Consider the following 15,193-nt stretch of genomic DNA (forward strand, 5'->3'; position numbering starts at 1 on the left):
TCCACTGAATGGAAGAATCTGAATGGAAAATTCTGTCTGAAGTCGCAAAGGCAGTCTTTCCGCGTTCCGAGAACTCGTTGATCGCTACCAAAACAGCCTTCTTAATAATTATGTCTATCGGTATACCGGCGACCTGTCTGCAGCGGAAGACATCGCGCAAGAGGTCTTCCTGAGAGTATTTAAGCAGTTCTATGCTGTGATCCGGAGCGAATTTGAAGGCGGTGGCCTGGGTGTCCACGGCGAAAAAGGCACTACAAGAAAATAACTGAGGAGGAACAGATGAGAAGGACCGCAATATCTTTTGCAGCGCTTTTGCTGACGGTGTTTATCAGCAGCATGGTTCATGCTTCAGAAAGGGTGGCTTTTGTCTCAAGCGAAGGGGAAAACAACGTAACCGTCATAGACCTGAATACTGAAAAAGTGATCAAGACCCTTCCTGCTGGAACGGTCCCGCATGCGATGGCAGCAACTCCGGCTGGCCGTGTTTATGTAAACAACAGGGGAAGTAAGGACCTAACCGTTATTCAGGCTGACGGCTGGACAGTGGCTAAGACGATTGCCATTCCTGCGACTTCTTTCCAGCTCGCGGTCTCTCCGGACGGCAAGACGCTTGCTGTCGCTTACAAAGATGCTCTGAAACTGTCGCTTATCGATACGGCAACGGATGCGATCACAAAGACAGTCGAGCTCGGCAAAGTTGAAGGCGAATTCAAGGCCCCCATGGTGAAGCACCCCTATTGGAGCCCGGATGGAAAGTTTGTCTATGCGCCTGATTCGGTCAACGGCACGATCGTAAAGGTCAATGTCAGCCAGGGCAGCATCGAAAAGGTAATCACCCTTCCGGGCACAAGTCATTATCTACATCCTTCGCCGGACGGCAAGGTCCTCTACTCGGTCAACGAAAAGACAAAGGGTGGGACCAGCCTGACCCTGATTGATGCGGGTACAGATACCATCATCAAGGACATTCCTTTTCCATTAGCCGAAGGCGAGAAGGGGCTTGGACACCACGGAGCTTTCAGCCCTGATAACCGCTATTTCTTCTTCTGTAACGAGGGCGGGTCCCATGTAGCGGTCCTGGACACGGCAAAGAGGGAGTGGGTCAAGACTATCAAGACAGGAAAGGGGCCTGGCCATCCGTCGCTCTCCCGGGATGGTAAGTATTTCTTTATCGTTCATCACAATGACGGCGTTATCTCTGTAATTGATATCGCACAACAGGAGAATCTCAAGGATATCAGGATCGGAAATGGGACCAAACAGGCCCACGCCTCTTACTTCACACCTGACGGCAAATTCTTTTATGCAGTGGCCTCTGATGACAAGATCCTCGCAAAGATCGATGTAGGCAAGATGGAAGTCATCTCCACCATTCCTGTGCCGTCAAAGGCTATGTTTTTCGGGATTAGGGAGGGGAATACTTTCCCGTCAACAGAATGATTCTAAAGACATGCATTCATAAGGAGGTTTTTCACTATGGAAGATGAAATAGCCTTGAAGGTGAAGACAGAAAAGGCTGAAGCAGTTGCAGCAAAGACAAAGAATCTTTACAACAGGATGGAATGGGCCGGGGCATTCGGCGACGTAGGCACGCTGATTCCCTTTGTTGTTGCCTATATCACCATTGTGAAAATGCCGCCCCTGGGACTTCTTTTCATGTTCGGTATAACCCTCCTGGCCTCCGGTCTTTACTACAGAACGCCTCTTCCGGTCCAGCCCATGAAGGCCATCGGCGCTGCCGCCATTGCCGGAGGCATAAGCCCCGCAGCCCTTTATGCCTCAGGGCTTACTACAGGGCTTTTCTGGCTGCTTGCGGGAATCACAGGAGTAATCAGACCAATATCAAAGCTTGCAACGAAACCAGTTGTGCGCGGTATCATGCTGGGGCTGGGCCTCACCTTTATGGTCGATGGGATCAATCGCATGAAAACAGCGCCGGTTCTGGCTGGCATAGCCCTGGTTGTCACATATCTTCTTCTTACAAATCCGAAAATACCGGCCATGTTCGTGCTCCTGATCATCGGGGTTGTGTCTGCTGCGATCATGAACCCTCAAATAGTTTCAGAATTAGCCAAGATACGCCCGGGCTTTGAGGCGCCGGTATTCAGTCTGCCCATCATTACCTGGAATGATATCGTCACCGGCACATTGCTGTTTACTATTCCGCAGATACCGCTAACCCTCGGAAATGCCGTTATCGCGATTACCGCCGAAAATAACGAACTCTTTCCCGACAGACAGGTTACGGAAAAGAAAGTTGCCATCTCCCAGGGGATCATGAATTTGGTGGCACCCCTGTTTGGAGGCATTCCCATGTGCCATGGCGCAGGCGGGATGGCTGGCCATGTCAGGTTTGGCGCAAAGACCGGTGGCGCGCTGGTTATCCTTGGAACCCTACTCATTCTCATTGCCCTCTTTTTCAGCAATTCAGTCTCAATCATCTTCAAGATATTTCCCAATGCAATCCTTGGCGTAATCCTGTTCTTCGCCGGGACTGAACTCGCCATAGTTGTAAGGGACATCGGAAATAAGAAGTCCGAGTTTTATGTAATGATTATTGTGGCCGCTTTTGCGATGTGGAATATGGGAGTGGCTTTTCTTGTCGGTGTTATTCTGGACAACTCGCTCAGGCGTGGCTGGCTGAAAAACTAAGGGAATATTTCGAGGTGATTGCTGAATAATCAGCCTTCCATTGCACAACTTTTCTTCTCTTTCCTGAGGCTCGGCCTGACGGCCTTCGGTGGTCCTGCAATGGTCGCATACATAAGAGAAATGGCGGTAAACCGCCGCAAGTGGCTCGATGAGCAGACATTTAAAGAAGGCGTGGTTCTCTGCCAGTCCATCCCGGGCGCTATTGCCATCCAGACAGCCGCCTATGTTGGACTCAGGTCACGAGGCATCCCAGGGGCGTTTTCATCATTTGTCGGTTTCGGGCTGCCTGCCTTTGTTTTGATGCTGATACTTTCGTCGCTATATGTCTCGTATCATGCTGTTCCGAGAATTGTTTCGCTGTTTAATGGCCTGCAGGTCATCGTTGTTGCCATTGTCGCAAACGCGACGTATTCCTTCGGCAAGAGCACGTTCAAGGGTTATAAAGATGTTCTTCTTGCTCTTGCGGCAGCCGTCTTGCTCGGTCTTGGGGCGAACCCCTTTCTCGTAATTATGGGAGCAGCCGCTGCCGGCATTGTATTTTGGAGGAGAAAAGGCAATAGCCCTGAATCAGCTGTAATGACGGTAGGCAGACATTACGTCAAACAGCTCTCCCTCTTGTTTATGGTGCTGTTTGCCGGACTTCTTGCCCTCTATCTCACAGACTCAAGACTCTTTAAGCTCGCGGTACTCATGATGAGAATAGATTTATTTGCATTCGGAGGCGGCTTTGCCTCCGTGCCTTTAATGATGCATGAAGTCGTGGATGCCAGAGGATGGCTTGATAGCAGGACCTTTATGGACGGGATAGCGCTCGGACAGATTACGCCCGGGCCTATTGTAATCACCTCGACCTTTGTGGGATATCTTACTCACGGTATCGCCGGAGCCCTCGTCTCAACCGTCGCGATATTTGTGCCCTCATTACTAATGGTAATCGCTTTCACTCCGGTCATCGATAGATTGAAGTCATCTCTTTTCTACCAGAGGGGAACGAAAGGAATACTTGCTTCGTTCGTGGGGCTTCTTCTCTTTGTGACTCTGAAATTTGCCGTTGCCGTTCCCTGGGACCCGATCAGAGCACTGATGGCTTGCGCGGCCTTTTTTGCGCTGTTGCGGAAGGTGGATATCCTTTATGTTGTTCTGGTAGCAGCCGTCATTTCCGTATTTGTGTTATGATGAAACGAAGGACAGGGCGCCTGTCTTCGTTCATAATATTTTCACAGGGCGATTATAAACTTTGTCATGTCTAAGTATTTACTCATAGCAGCTATCATTGCTGCGGTTGTCAGTCAGAACACCTGTCCGCAGGGATGGGCTGCGAAGACAGCTTTTGTCGGGTGCGGCAGCGTCAGCCAGTCCTCGCAATGTCCCATGCACAAACAGAAGCAGTCGAAACAGGCCAGTGGAAATGATGTTAAAAGAAGTCTTTCTAATGTTAAACAGGCTTTTGTGATTCACATAGCCGGACCGGACAATTCCTATGAGATACTCGACCGCTCGAATAGTGCGTTTTCTTACTACTCAGTAACGTTCACCGAAATATTTTTAGATCCCTTGCTCAAACCTCCGATTCCCTCCCTTTTCGCTTAGGAACTGTTCTTTTCTTTTGCAGCTGAACCGTTCACAGACAGTATGCGTTATCATTCTGCACGCTGTCTAAGGTAAAAGCTGCTGATTGACAGGCATTGAGAAAATGGAGGTTATATGAATAAGACAAAGGCGCTCGGAAACAGCGCAATAGTGTTGTACTTCATCATCGGGCTTGAGATCATGATAATGATAAGCCCCTCTGCGGGGTTTTTTTATTCGGTCTTCAACCCGTTTCTTCTCGCGATAGCAAAGTACCCCTCAACAAAATGGCTCAGCTCATTCTTTCTTCCTCATATGGTTGTGCCGCCTGACGACTTTCTTAAGTTCATCCGCATCATGGGCTCGGCGCTCTTTGTTCTGGGCATGGCAGTATTCTTTGTCTGTGCTTTTCAGGTTTACGCAAACAAGTTCCTGAAGAAGGGGACCGCATTAAAGGGCCTCTATTCAATTATCCGTCATCCACAATATGTCGGCCTCGGCATCGCGGGCATAGGTCTTTCGATACTCTGGCCGAGGTTTCTTGTGCCGGTGCTCTGGCTTGTAATGGTACTGCTTTATTTCTTCCTCTCGAAAGATGAGGAAAGAAGAATGCTAAAACAGTATCCCGACACCTACAGGGCATATATGGAAAAAACGGGAATGTTCCTGCCGCGCAACCTTGAAAAGATAGTGCTACCGGACAGCGCAGCAGGCAAGTTTGCGGTCTTCGTGCTGCTGGCGGGTCTTACCATAGGTGGAGCATTCTTTCTCAGGGATTATACTGTTAAGCATCTGCCCCTCTGGTCGGATTCAAATGTCTCTGCCCTGGCGATCGTCCCGGATGACCTGATGAAGATGGAACATCGTTTGCCCGATATCCTCGCCATGGATGGGATAAAGACCAGGTTGAGGGAAGGCGATCATTATCTGGTCTATTTCCTGCCTGCCAACTATATCATGCAGGGCCTCATTGCCGACACCGGCGGAGACTGGAGGCTCTATAAGCAGCATCACACAGTCAGCATGATTACGGACTGGATATTCCATCCCTTCAGACATCTGACCGAAGGGCATCACGCTATGCACGGAGCCTCCGGACACTCCGGGCATGACATGAGCGCTGGCGTAGTGAGAAGGCTTGTCTTTCTGAAAATCGAGGGCACGCCCGTTAATAATCCTTGGGGTCTGTTGTCAATCAATGCGGTGAGGCGACCGCAGTTTATGGCTGACGTTGAGATCCACGGTCTGAATCTTCTTGAGGTAAAGGACCTGCCGCAAGATACAGGCTGGGGGACGGTGCCGACACCGGTGTTTTAAGCAGTACGACCGATGCCCCTGTCTGCGCGGCAGGGGCATCGGTCGAGCACTTTCTCAGGGAATGAGTGATCCTTAATAAAATCAGACCATAACCTCTTCGATAAGTTCCTTGATCTTATCCTGAAGTCGGGTCAATGTTCTTATGCCTTTGTTGGTCGTCGTGTAGTATTTTCTTATCTTCCCGCCGACAGTTTCCGAGTGCGACTTCAATAGTCTGTCTTTTTCGAGTTTGTGCAGCACGGGATACAAAGTTCCGGGACTCATTTTATAGCCGTGGCGGCCCAATTCCTCAATAAGCCATAAACCGTAGACAGGCTCTTTAGCCGCATGATGCAGGATATGAATCTTTATAAAACCAAGAAAGAAAGCTCTCAGCATTTCCATTTCCCTTTTTGTTGTGATATTCTATCGTAAGCCGATAACGAAAGGCAATATCAATCATGAAGGGCAAGAGACAGATAGACAGCAGCGCATTGTTTGAGCTGGCCAGATTGTTCTTTAAACTCGGGATACTAGCCTTCGGCGGGCCTGCGGCCCATATTGCCATGATGGAAGAAGAGGTTGTGAAGCGCAGACAATGGATGACAAGAGAGCGTTTTCTTGATCTTGTAGGCGCAATCAATCTCATTCCAGGGCCGAACTCGACCGAGCTCGGCATTATTATAGGGTATGTCAGAGCAGGCATACCGGGCCTCGTGATTTCCGGGCTTTCGTTTATCATACCTGCGGTCATAATCACGGGCATTCTGGCATGGGCATATGTTAGGTTTGGCCTAATACCACAGGTGTCTTTTTTCTTCTTCGGTATTAAACCTGCTGTCATCGCGATTATTGTTATGGCAGTCATTCGCTTAGGGAAAACCGGCGCAAAAAATGTGAAGGTGGTGTTTATTGGCATCGCTGTTACGATAGCTTCGTTATTAGGGGCCGGACCTCTAGCGGTTTTATTTGTCGGCGGCATCATGGGGATGCTTCTTCATGCAAGGAAAGCTCAGAGAAGAACGTCACACTGGATTATTGCTACAGTGTGCCAGTCCTGGCAGGTGCTTAAGGCCGGCAAAGCTAAGGCGGCAATGGCTGTATTAACGGCCGCAGCGACAAGCGTTCCTTTATGGAAACTCGGGTTATTTTTTCTTAAGATAGGAACTGTTCTTTATGGTAGCGGCTATGTGCTTATTGCCTTCATTGAGAATGGACTTGTAAAAGAACCTGGCTGGCTGACTCATCAGCAATTGCTGGATGCCGTTGCAATCGGTCAGTTCACGCCCGGACCGGTCCTGAGCACAGCCACTTTTGTTGGCTATCTCATTTCTGGAGTCTCTGGCGCTGCTGTATCCACTATTGCAATATTTCTTCCCTCTTTCATCTATATGTTGATCCTCTATCCGATTTTTCCCAAACTCAGGGCATCAGTAAAGATGTCTGCCTTTCTCGATGCGGTCAACATAAGCGCTGTGGGTCTGATGGCAGCCGTAGTTGTTCGCCTCTCCGTTGTGACTTTGGTGGATTGGAGAGCTATCCTTATTTCAGTTGCCGCTTTAATCGGGGGAATGCGCTTCAAACTCAACGCCGCATGGCTTGTGCTTGGAGGCGCTTTGACAGGATGGCTTTTGAATTATTTGTAGAAGGATCTGAGCAATATTCTGACATTTAAGAAAGGAGTTTTTGCGATGCATAGAAATCTATCTCAAAGAGTTATCTTTAAAAACGAAATTCGTATCGTCACCTTATGCGTGATGTCATTGGTGCTTTCATTAACATTTGCACCTCTTCAGGCTTGGGCTGGCCCTCCATTCTTTCTTTCCGCTGGTCGCGGCATTCACGGCCCAAATACCTTTACCGCTTATGCAGCCTTTCAGTATACGTTTGGCCCCAAGGCGAAATAATTAGAACGAGAACATGACAAGTATGGTAAAGAGCAGAAAGACAAGCGTGACCGGACTGATCCGGGGGATAAAGACCTTCTCATACCACTCTCTGCTCTTGATCTTAAGGAAGCTGAAGCGGGTAATCATCCCCGTGAGAAATGGTATGCCGAGATAGATGAATACGCTCTCAGCTATCTGGCCTATAGTGACATTGACAACAGCTCCTTTGCGGCCCAGCCATGCCGGAAGCACAGTAATAAAGACATAGGCATACACCGAGAAAAAGAGGACCTGGAAGATCGAATTGAAGGCAACAAGTCCTGCCGCATATTCCGGGTCGCCGCAAGCAAGGTCGTTCCATACAATGACCATGGCGATGCAGCGGGCGAGACTGATCATGATAAGGCCAACCATGTATTCTAGAAAGATGATCGCAAGCAGAAACATAAGGATTGGACCCATAATCCGGTTCTGGATAAGAGAGAGGCCGAGAATTTTCTTGTTTCTGTATATCTCCCCCAGCTCTTCGTATTTCACTTTTGCAGAGGGAGATACATCATCAGAATAAGACCAATTCCGATGGGGATATTTGTCGTACCGACCTGAAAGCTGTTAATCAGCGCTTCAGTCCCTGGAATGAAATATCCGATGCCGACCCGGCAGTCATGGCAACAAATATCCACAGGGTAAGATACCGGTCAAGAAAAGAAAGTCGGTTTGTAATTTTAGAGTTCATCGTGAAGAGTTATCTCCATCTCGTCATGTATTCTGGGAAAGCCACTGCTCTATCTGAGCCTTTATACTATCCCTGATGATTCGCGCGTCCCGAAGTTTTTCTTCATAAGTTCCCTGAAGTTTGGCCGGATCGGGAAACCCCCAATGAAGTCTCTTCGCAAAACCAGGAAATACAGGACATCTTTCAGCGTTCGTTTCGTCACAGACCGTGATGACGTAACTGTAAAGCCGTCCCGACTTAAAACAATCAAAGGCACTCCGTGTTGCGTTCCGTGATATATCAATCCCTATTTCCTTCATCGCCTCAACAACGATTGGGTTTAGCTGGCCCGGTTCTAATCCTGCGCTTTCCGCTTCAAACCTGTCGCTCCCCAAGGAGTTTAAGAATGCCTCAGCCATCTGGCTTCGCGCACTGTTATGGACACAAACAAACAACACCTTTTCCTTTTTCACATCTCCTCCTTTTCAAAAAACTCGTCATCTCATAATCACAATATTAGTCATCTACACCTCCCGGCGCATCTCTTCTTTTCTGAGAGCCGCACAACGTTATCCTTGGAGAGCTTCTTGCCCTGCATAAACGCATCAAGCCGTTTCCTGTCCTCAGTCATGGCATCCTTCGGTATCCTTTCGAGGACTGACATAAGAAGAAATCTTCGGAAGAGATCCGATTCGACAAGGCTGTAGTGGGTCCAGCGGCCCTGTTTCCTGTCTTTCAGAAATCCGGCCTCTTTAAGCACATTCAGGTGAAAAGAGACCTTCGGCTGGACCATATCGAGGGCAGCAACGATATCGCAGACACATAGTTCTCCATGCTCAAGAAGCTTCAATATTCTAAGCCTTGTTTCTTCAGAAAGCGCCTTGAAGGTGGTCAGAAGGTCTTTCATGATCAAGCCTCGTCCTTTATCAGGGCTTTTACCTTCTTGATGTTCGGCAGCAGCTTGCCTGAATGCTTGAGTTTGCCGTTGACAAGAAGCCCTGGAGTGGACATGGTATTATTTCATCATTTCCTGAATGTCAGATATCTTTTCAACAGTTGCTTCAATGCCGAGTTCCGATACCGCTGTCTTCGCCAGTTGTTCCATAGTGTGACAATTTGCAGACCCAGGTCCTAATACCTTGATTTCCATAGACATATCCTCCTATAAGATCGCATTAAAGAGATACCCAACAGCCGTTATGGTCACGGCCATGATACCGGCAAATACAGCCAGTAATGGGATCTTCAGTACCTTTCTCAGAATGATCATCTCAGGAAGCGATAGGGCAGTCACGGCCATCATAAAGGCAAGAACCGTCCCCATGTTCATGCCCTTTTCCATGAGGGCGTAGACAATCGGTATCACCCCCGCCGCATTGGAATAGAGCGGTACGCCGAGGGCAACAGCCATTGGCACGGCAAAGGGATTTCCGTTGCCTGCATAGCGAACCAGAAAGTCCTCAGGCACATATCCGTGAATAAACCCGCCGATGCCGATTGCCAGGATCACAAATAGCCAGACTCGCTTGAGGATATCAGCCGTATTCCATTTGGCATACTGAAGTCTTTCCCTGAAGGGCTGGTTGAAAACTTCTTGTCCCTGTCCTGCCTTGATCGTGTAGACGTACTCCTCAACCCACTTTTCAAGCTTCAGCCTGCCGATGATAAGTCCGGCGATTATGGCGACCAGAAGACCGGTGCCCATATAGATGACCGCTATCTTCCAGCCGAACAAGCCCCAAAGAAGAACAACGGCAACCTCATTTACCATTGGTGAGGAGGTGAGAAAGGAGAATGTGACGCCGAGAGGAACCCCGGCTTCAACAAAGCCTATGAACAGAGGCACAGCCGAGCAGGAACAAAACGGAGTGACAATACCCAGCAGGGCGGCAAGTATATTACCGATAAACTCCTTTTTATGAGACAGGATGCGTTTGGTCTTTTCAGGTGGGAAATAGCTTCTGACAATAGAAACGATAAATATGATGACAGCGAGCAGCAGAAAAATCTTGATCGTGTCGTAAATGAAGAAATTAAGGGCATCGGCGAGTTTTGATCCTCGATCAAGCCTCACAAGATCGTACGTTATATAGGATGGAAAAGCCTTCAGCATTAAAACTTTCTCTATCGTGGATACTTGTTTATATATCAACATAAATTGATATGTTTGTCAAGAGTGAACGTTTAAGTGCTTGACATTATATATTTTTTTAATGCTGTTGATTCTTACTAATGAAGTCCTTTTTATTTTTACTACCCCAAAAAGGCAAAAAAGGGTTGCCCCCTCCGCTACATACCCTGTAGTGCTGGATTTTGTGCGGGGGTAAACGAAAGGGGAGGACGGCGATGAGCTATTCTCCCTTTCTTTATTTCTTATGAAGTGTTCCAGCCACTATTGCATGAGTGTATATCAATTGTGATACAGTAAGATTAATAAGGAGGTGTCACGTGGCAAAGACAGCAATGATAACGGCGAGAGTTGACCCTGAGTTAAAAAGCGATGCTGAAAAAGTATTGCACAAGCTTGGGATCAGCACGACCGAGGCGATAAATCTGTTTCTGTCGCAGGTGAGGCTGCGCAAAGGGTTGCCTTTTGGTGTAAGGATACCAAACAAGACCACCCTGAAGGCCATGAAGGACGCTGAAGAGGGGCGGAACCTTACAGAGTCCGAAGACGCTGAGGATATGTTCAGGAAGCTGGGCATATAAAGAATGCCGAAGCCACGGTATACCCGACAATTCAAGAAGAACATAAAGAAGATTCAGGCGTCGGGCGACAAGGACATGGAGAAGCTTAAGACCGTTGTGCGAAAACTTGTAGACGCCACGACGCTTGAAAGCAGATATCATGACCATTCGCTTGCAGGCAATTTAAAAGGGCATAGACACTGTCATATAGAGCCTGACTGGATATTGCTTTATCGGATAGACAAAGAGAGGCAGGAAACTACTTTTGTCCGAACCGGCAGTCATTCGGATCTGTTTGTGTGTCAGTATCTCGTACTAAAAAAACTCAGACTGATGCGGAGTTTCAAAAGGGTGTGTCAGTAAAATGTGCACTTCGTATTATGCCAGACGAAAGCCGGAATGAGGCAGTCCCATATTGGACAGGCGGCGCTTGTTTCCTTCAGAAAGAGGGAGTTCTGTTTTCCTTTGTCCGATGTCATTAACACCGACGAACAAACACCGCGCCCATCTCAGCGGCAGTGTTGACTTCCAAAATAACATATCACAAGTTGCTTGCAATGTATGCCCCATACTATTCATGGCAATTTGACACGCCAAAACTTGACTTCGGCCATTACTATTGTATTTCCTTCTGAGTCCCAGGATCTCGATTATGAGATGAAACAACGAATAAAAAGGATTGAAAGAATCATGATTTATTTTTCTTGATCTTTTCCAGCCCTTTTAATATACCCCCGGTAATGCTTTTTTCTCTCAGTGATACGTTGACACCCCCCATGTCAGACATCTCATGGCCTTTTTCTACCGAGATGGAAGATGATTTTGACATCGATAGGACCTGGCTCGGATAGACACTCCTGTGTCCGGTCATCAGGAAACTGATGACGCATGCAACGGCTGCATATGGAGCGACAGCTGGCCCGAAGATCTCCACTGCCATAATACTTGCCGAAATTGGCGTATTAGCGGCACCGGCCAGAAGGCTGACCATGCCGATAGCGGCAAAGACCGCAGGATCAAGTCCTAACGCATGCCCAAAGATGTTGCCTGCCGTTGCCCCTATAAAAAAGATAGGGGTCACAATGCCGCCGCTGCCTCCGAAATTCAAGGTGATGGAAGTGTAGAGCATTTTCATGAAGGAAGCCGACCAGGGAATCTGCCCGCCTTCGAGGGCAGTCTCGATGGTGTCTAACCCCAGGCCCAGGTAGCGGGTAGAAACAAGGAGTGCCAAACCCGCAAGGATAATGCCGCCAAGAACGCCTTTGAGGGCCATGGGCATCCTGATCTTGCGACTTGTGCTTTTGAGGTAATTCAGTAGTTCGATAAACACAAAAGAGCAGAGGCCGAAGAACAAGCCACTCAAACATACCTTGATGAAAAAAAAGCTGCTGAAGACAGGCACAAAATTCAGCGCGTGGTGAAAATAGGTAATGCCCAAATAGGATGAAACATGATATCCGACGATCCCAGCAACGAACGAGGGCAGGAGAACATCGTAAATAAGGCCTCCGACAAATAAGACTTCCACCCCGAAGATAGCGCCCGCAATGGGGGTACCGAACACGCTGGCAAACCCGGCGCTGATGCCGCATATGACTAACTTTTTGCGGTCTCTGTCATCAAATCTGAGCAAGTCCGCCATCGAAGACGAAAGCCCTGCCCCTATCTGGGCACAGGGGCCTTCTTTTCCTGCAGATCCCCCAAGAGCTATCGTTATAATTGTTGCAAGCAGTTTTACAGGGACCACGAGAGGGTTTATCTTTCCCGAACGTTTGTGGACCGCCTCGATAACTCTTTCGGTGCCATGGCCTTCAGCCTCGGGGGCAAGGTACTTGACGATAATGACACTCAGAAACATCGCAAGGGGAAGGAGTACGAAGTAATATTTATATCCTTTTGCAAAGGCCATGCTGATGCCGAGTAACTTAAGAAAAATGGCCGTCGAAAAGCCGACGATAATACCGGCAACAGAGGCAAGAAAAATCCATTTGCTGATACTGATAAACAAAACTGAACCTTCGAGAACCCTTTTTCTCATTTATTAAATCTCCCAACGGATACTCGGCAAAACATAGTAAAAAGCCTTTCGAAGCCTTCCTCCACAAGAGCATGGGATAGCCTATTATACAGAAGTGAAGAACCTGGCTGCAATTGACGACATTATTTATAAAATTGCAAGAGACAGATATGATAGAACGTCAAAGGTGCTCATTTCACGTGAAGGTTAGATGGGCAGTCTCTGCAATTCTGGATGAAAGTTTCATTGTTATAGCGCAGGCAGTCCGCGCAGATTTTAGGGAGCACAGGCTAACCAGATCGACTCATAAAATCTGTTCGTTATTTCCCGTACTTTGCAAACGAGAACAATTATTTTTGTTTGTATTGTGCACACAGTTGCGACAATCTGAACCTGTTGACTCCAGGAAGGCACTGAAATTTTGTCTGACCTTTGCAGATGCTCTTTCCCCCAGCATAATGCAGGGCGAAACTTACTGGATCGCTTGGCTGATCTGAAAGACTCTCGCTCCTCACGATGTCTTCCTGTTATCGACACTGAGGCCTTTATGACACACGCGAGAGATTCGTTTGGAAAATGATAGTCAATGGAAATCTGACAGATGTAGGTAACGTGTAGAAATGGGCAATAATGAGATATTTCGGTGAACGCGACGTTCTCCCTATAACAAAGTGGCCACGGCCTCATCGACGGCATGCTAACTTTCTTTTCGAAATGATAAGTCCTACTATCACGACATCATCCAGAAAAACGCACCACTTGGCCCGATTTCAAAAAAATCTGGTGTAAACGGGGTCGGTAACCTGAAATTGACGAATTTTATTCTCATGATATGCTTTGGTTAAGTTTAGATGTTATAGAAGACCCAGTTGAAGAGGGTATACGCGCAGACAAAACTTCAAAAAGATTCAGGCACAATTAATCCCATGTCTGTCTCTTTAGCAATCTCGTTGAAGGGAAGACTGTACTTTCAGTAAAAGAGAAACAGGGAAAGGAGGAGGAAAGTCATGAACATAAGATTGGCTTTGTGCATGACGGATGGTTTGATGGTTCTGTATGCGGAAGCCCTCAACGCCTTGCATGGGGACATAAAGCTGTGAACAACTCTATACTCCATGACATTGTCACAGCCATTCCTCTTCTGGCGGCGGCAGGTGGGTTGGTGTATGCGGCCTTGCAGTTTCGGGGGTGGAGGACCTCCCAATACGTGGCGAATTTCACCAAACTTATTGAACTCCAGTTACAAATCCGGAAGATGGTCATCGACGATCCCACTTTGGGACCGGAGGGGGTTCCCAAAGAGCAAATGCGGGACTACTACTACAACCTTACACAGCTGAGCTTGTTCGAAATCGCCTGGTATAGCCACAAGTATGGTCATTTGACCGATGATTACTTTGCGTCCTGGGAAGTAAATATGCTTTCTATCGCTACGCGCCCAGCCTTTCGCGCTATGTGGCAAAGCGACCAAACGAAGATCTTGCACGATGGTTTCCGCAAGTATATGGAGACGTTGATGCAGGAAAAGCCGTGAACGCGAGTGCGGTGGCGCAGTTTTTTTTAGTAGCGGGGTAGAAGTGGCACCCATCGGTGGAAATGCCGGATCACTTCTTTTGGGCCAGCTGTCGATGAATGTTTCTACCATCATTGCGCATAGGGGGAAACCCGGGTTCCTGCATCCCGGCAAGACGAGGGCACCCTCAGGGCGCGGACGGACTACGCGCAATTCGGAACGTACTCCTCAGCTATGAAAAATTGCAACGGATGAGAAGTACTGGATGAAACCTTGGGACAGTTGCACCATCTGAGAACTCTCGGTTAGTCGGTGGATCCAATAGAAAAACGTTGTTCAAATGTTTCGTTGTTTCTATGGGGTCTTGCAGGGCAATGTTACAACCAGCATTAACCGCTTGGAGAATTTTGCCTCTTCGCCTCGCAGCGATGCACGCCCGTGTTGTTACGTCACGAACTTGCGCATGATAGGGGGCGTACTAAACAGTTATGAAAAAGAGCAACTCGCGCGGAGTACAGGAAGTAGCACGAACTAAACAAGTCGGCTTGGACTTGAAAAGGTTTGTCTTTGAAATAATGCTTGACAAGCATAACTGAGTTAGGTATAATCTCAGTATGAAGAGTTGGACACGGGAAGAAATCAGAGAACTGAGGAACGGCATGGGCCTTTCTCAGAGGGCTTTCTCGGAATTTCTCGGCGTCACGGAACAGTATATCTATTACCTTGAAAGGGGGGTGAGAGAACCGAGTCAGACTCTAAGGCTTTTACTAGACTGTGTTGAAGAGAGAGGCAGAAGAATGCGGAAACGGAAAGGAGTGTGAGCCATGGCAAAAGGTCTGTTTAAGCGCGGCGGC

At 48.0% G+C, this 15,193-nt stretch carries 15 protein-coding genes and 1 pseudogene; 8 read left to right on the forward strand and 8 right to left on the reverse strand.

All coding sequences use genetic code 11. From position 1 onward, the window contains the following. Positions 1-279 precede the first annotated feature (279 nt). The 4 genes from VFG09_01190 to VFG09_01205 all read left to right on the forward strand — a co-directional run bounded on the left by VFG09_01190 (position 280) and on the right by VFG09_01205 (position 5,538). Positions 280-1,440 carry a cytochrome D1 domain-containing protein gene (locus tag VFG09_01190; GenBank protein ID HET6513748.1) on the forward strand — a complete coding sequence of 387 codons (1,161 nt, stop codon included), beginning with the start codon at positions 280-282 and terminating at the stop codon, positions 1,438-1,440. Between the two features lie 36 nt (positions 1,441-1,476). Further along, on the forward strand, positions 1,477-2,652 hold the full coding sequence (locus VFG09_01195) for a putative sulfate/molybdate transporter (GenBank protein ID HET6513749.1): 1,176 nt from the start codon (positions 1,477-1,479) through the stop codon (positions 2,650-2,652). Positions 2,653-2,670: 18 nt separating this feature from the next. Next, on the forward strand, positions 2,671-3,828 hold the full coding sequence (gene chrA / locus VFG09_01200) for a chromate efflux transporter (protein HET6513750.1): 1,158 nt from the start codon (positions 2,671-2,673) through the stop codon (positions 3,826-3,828). A gap of 528 nt (positions 3,829-4,356) precedes the next feature. After that, positions 4,357-5,538: an isoprenylcysteine carboxylmethyltransferase family protein gene (locus VFG09_01205; GenBank protein ID HET6513751.1), complete on the forward strand. Its 1,182-nt coding sequence runs from the start codon at positions 4,357-4,359 to the stop codon at positions 5,536-5,538. A gap of 81 nt (positions 5,539-5,619) precedes the next feature. Here the strand turns inward: VFG09_01205 and VFG09_01210 are convergent, their stop codons facing one another. Then, complete coding sequence (locus tag VFG09_01210) at positions 5,620-5,916, reverse strand: PadR family transcriptional regulator (protein ID HET6513752.1); 297 nt, start codon at positions 5,914-5,916, stop codon at positions 5,620-5,622. Positions 5,917-5,978: 62 nt separating this feature from the next. Here VFG09_01210 and chrA (VFG09_01215) point away from each other — a divergent pair, with 62 nt between their 5' ends. Further along, the gene (chrA, locus tag VFG09_01215; GenBank protein ID HET6513753.1) at positions 5,979-7,163 is read left to right on the forward strand and encodes a chromate efflux transporter; all 1,185 of its coding nucleotides are present in this window, start codon (positions 5,979-5,981) and stop codon (positions 7,161-7,163) included. A gap of 261 nt (positions 7,164-7,424) precedes the next feature. Here chrA (VFG09_01215) and VFG09_01220 read toward each other — a convergent pair. From VFG09_01220 to VFG09_01245, 6 genes and pseudogenes are all read right to left on the reverse strand, one after another. Then, positions 7,425-7,946: pseudogene (locus VFG09_01220) on the reverse strand (hypothetical protein). 219 nt (positions 7,947-8,165) lie between these two features. Then, positions 8,166-8,594, reverse strand: a complete 429-nt coding sequence (locus VFG09_01225; GenBank protein HET6513754.1) for an arsenate reductase ArsC — start codon at positions 8,592-8,594, stop codon at positions 8,166-8,168. 47 nt (positions 8,595-8,641) lie between these two features. Then, positions 8,642-9,028, reverse strand: coding sequence for a metalloregulator ArsR/SmtB family transcription factor (locus VFG09_01230; GenBank protein HET6513755.1), 387 nt, complete (start codon positions 9,026-9,028; stop codon positions 8,642-8,644). A gap of 2 nt (positions 9,029-9,030) precedes the next feature. Continuing rightward, complete coding sequence (locus tag VFG09_01235; protein HET6513756.1) at positions 9,031-9,132, reverse strand: thioredoxin family protein; 102 nt, start codon at positions 9,130-9,132, stop codon at positions 9,031-9,033. A gap of 4 nt (positions 9,133-9,136) precedes the next feature. Next, positions 9,137-9,271 carry a thioredoxin family protein gene (locus VFG09_01240; protein HET6513757.1) on the reverse strand — a complete coding sequence of 45 codons (135 nt, stop codon included), beginning with the start codon at positions 9,269-9,271 and terminating at the stop codon, positions 9,137-9,139. A gap of 12 nt (positions 9,272-9,283) precedes the next feature. Next, a complete protein-coding gene (locus VFG09_01245) occupies positions 9,284-10,234 on the reverse strand; it encodes a permease (GenBank protein ID HET6513758.1) in 951 nt (316 codons plus the stop codon). Positions 10,235-10,569: 335 nt separating this feature from the next. On the opposite strand from VFG09_01245, the gene VFG09_01250 reads away from it, so the two are divergent. After that, the gene (locus VFG09_01250) at positions 10,570-10,830 is read left to right on the forward strand and encodes a type II toxin-antitoxin system RelB/DinJ family antitoxin (protein ID HET6513759.1); all 261 of its coding nucleotides are present in this window, start codon (positions 10,570-10,572) and stop codon (positions 10,828-10,830) included. 3 nt (positions 10,831-10,833) lie between these two features. Continuing rightward, complete coding sequence (locus tag VFG09_01255) at positions 10,834-11,172, forward strand: type II toxin-antitoxin system YafQ family toxin (protein ID HET6513760.1); 339 nt, start codon at positions 10,834-10,836, stop codon at positions 11,170-11,172. Between the two features lie 325 nt (positions 11,173-11,497). Here VFG09_01255 and VFG09_01260 read toward each other — a convergent pair whose 3' ends face one another. Beyond that, the gene (locus VFG09_01260) at positions 11,498-12,847 is read right to left on the reverse strand and encodes a chloride channel protein (protein HET6513761.1); all 1,350 of its coding nucleotides are present in this window, start codon (positions 12,845-12,847) and stop codon (positions 11,498-11,500) included. Positions 12,848-13,922: 1,075 nt separating this feature from the next. Here VFG09_01260 and VFG09_01265 point away from each other — a divergent pair. After that, the gene (locus VFG09_01265) at positions 13,923-14,360 is read left to right on the forward strand and encodes a hypothetical protein (protein HET6513762.1); all 438 of its coding nucleotides are present in this window, start codon (positions 13,923-13,925) and stop codon (positions 14,358-14,360) included. The last annotated feature ends 833 nt before the right edge of the window (positions 14,361-15,193 follow it).

It is taken from the genome of Thermodesulfovibrionales bacterium (assembly GCA_035686305.1).
GTDB lineage: Bacteria > Nitrospirota > Thermodesulfovibrionia > Thermodesulfovibrionales > UBA9159 > DASRZP01.

Bases quoted from the DNA above. Each gene is read 5' to 3' on its own strand.
- VFG09_01235 (HET6513756.1), bottom strand. From the start codon at position 9,132: ATGTCCACTCCAGGGCTTCTTGTCAACGGCAAACTCAAGCATTCAGGC.
- chrA (HET6513753.1), top strand. From the start codon at position 5,979: ATGAAGGGCAAGAGACAGATAGACAGCAGCGCATTGTTTGAGCTGGCC.
- VFG09_01245 (HET6513758.1), bottom strand. From the start codon at position 10,234: ATGCTGAAGGCTTTTCCATCCTATATAACGTACGATCTTGTGAGGCTT.
- VFG09_01210 (HET6513752.1), bottom strand. From the start codon at position 5,916: ATGCTGAGAGCTTTCTTTCTTGGTTTTATAAAGATTCATATCCTGCAT.
- VFG09_01255 (HET6513760.1), top strand. From the start codon at position 10,834: ATGCCGAAGCCACGGTATACCCGACAATTCAAGAAGAACATAAAGAAG.
- VFG09_01260 (HET6513761.1), bottom strand. From the start codon at position 12,847: ATGAGAAAAAGGGTTCTCGAAGGTTCAGTTTTGTTTATCAGTATCAGC.
- VFG09_01240 (HET6513757.1), bottom strand. From the start codon at position 9,271: ATGGAAATCAAGGTATTAGGACCTGGGTCTGCAAATTGTCACACTATG.
- VFG09_01195 (HET6513749.1), top strand. From the start codon at position 1,477: ATGGAAGATGAAATAGCCTTGAAGGTGAAGACAGAAAAGGCTGAAGCA.
- VFG09_01190 (HET6513748.1), top strand. From the start codon at position 280: ATGAGAAGGACCGCAATATCTTTTGCAGCGCTTTTGCTGACGGTGTTT.
- VFG09_01230 (HET6513755.1), bottom strand. From the start codon at position 9,028: ATGAAAGACCTTCTGACCACCTTCAAGGCGCTTTCTGAAGAAACAAGG.
- VFG09_01205 (HET6513751.1), top strand. From the start codon at position 4,357: ATGAATAAGACAAAGGCGCTCGGAAACAGCGCAATAGTGTTGTACTTC.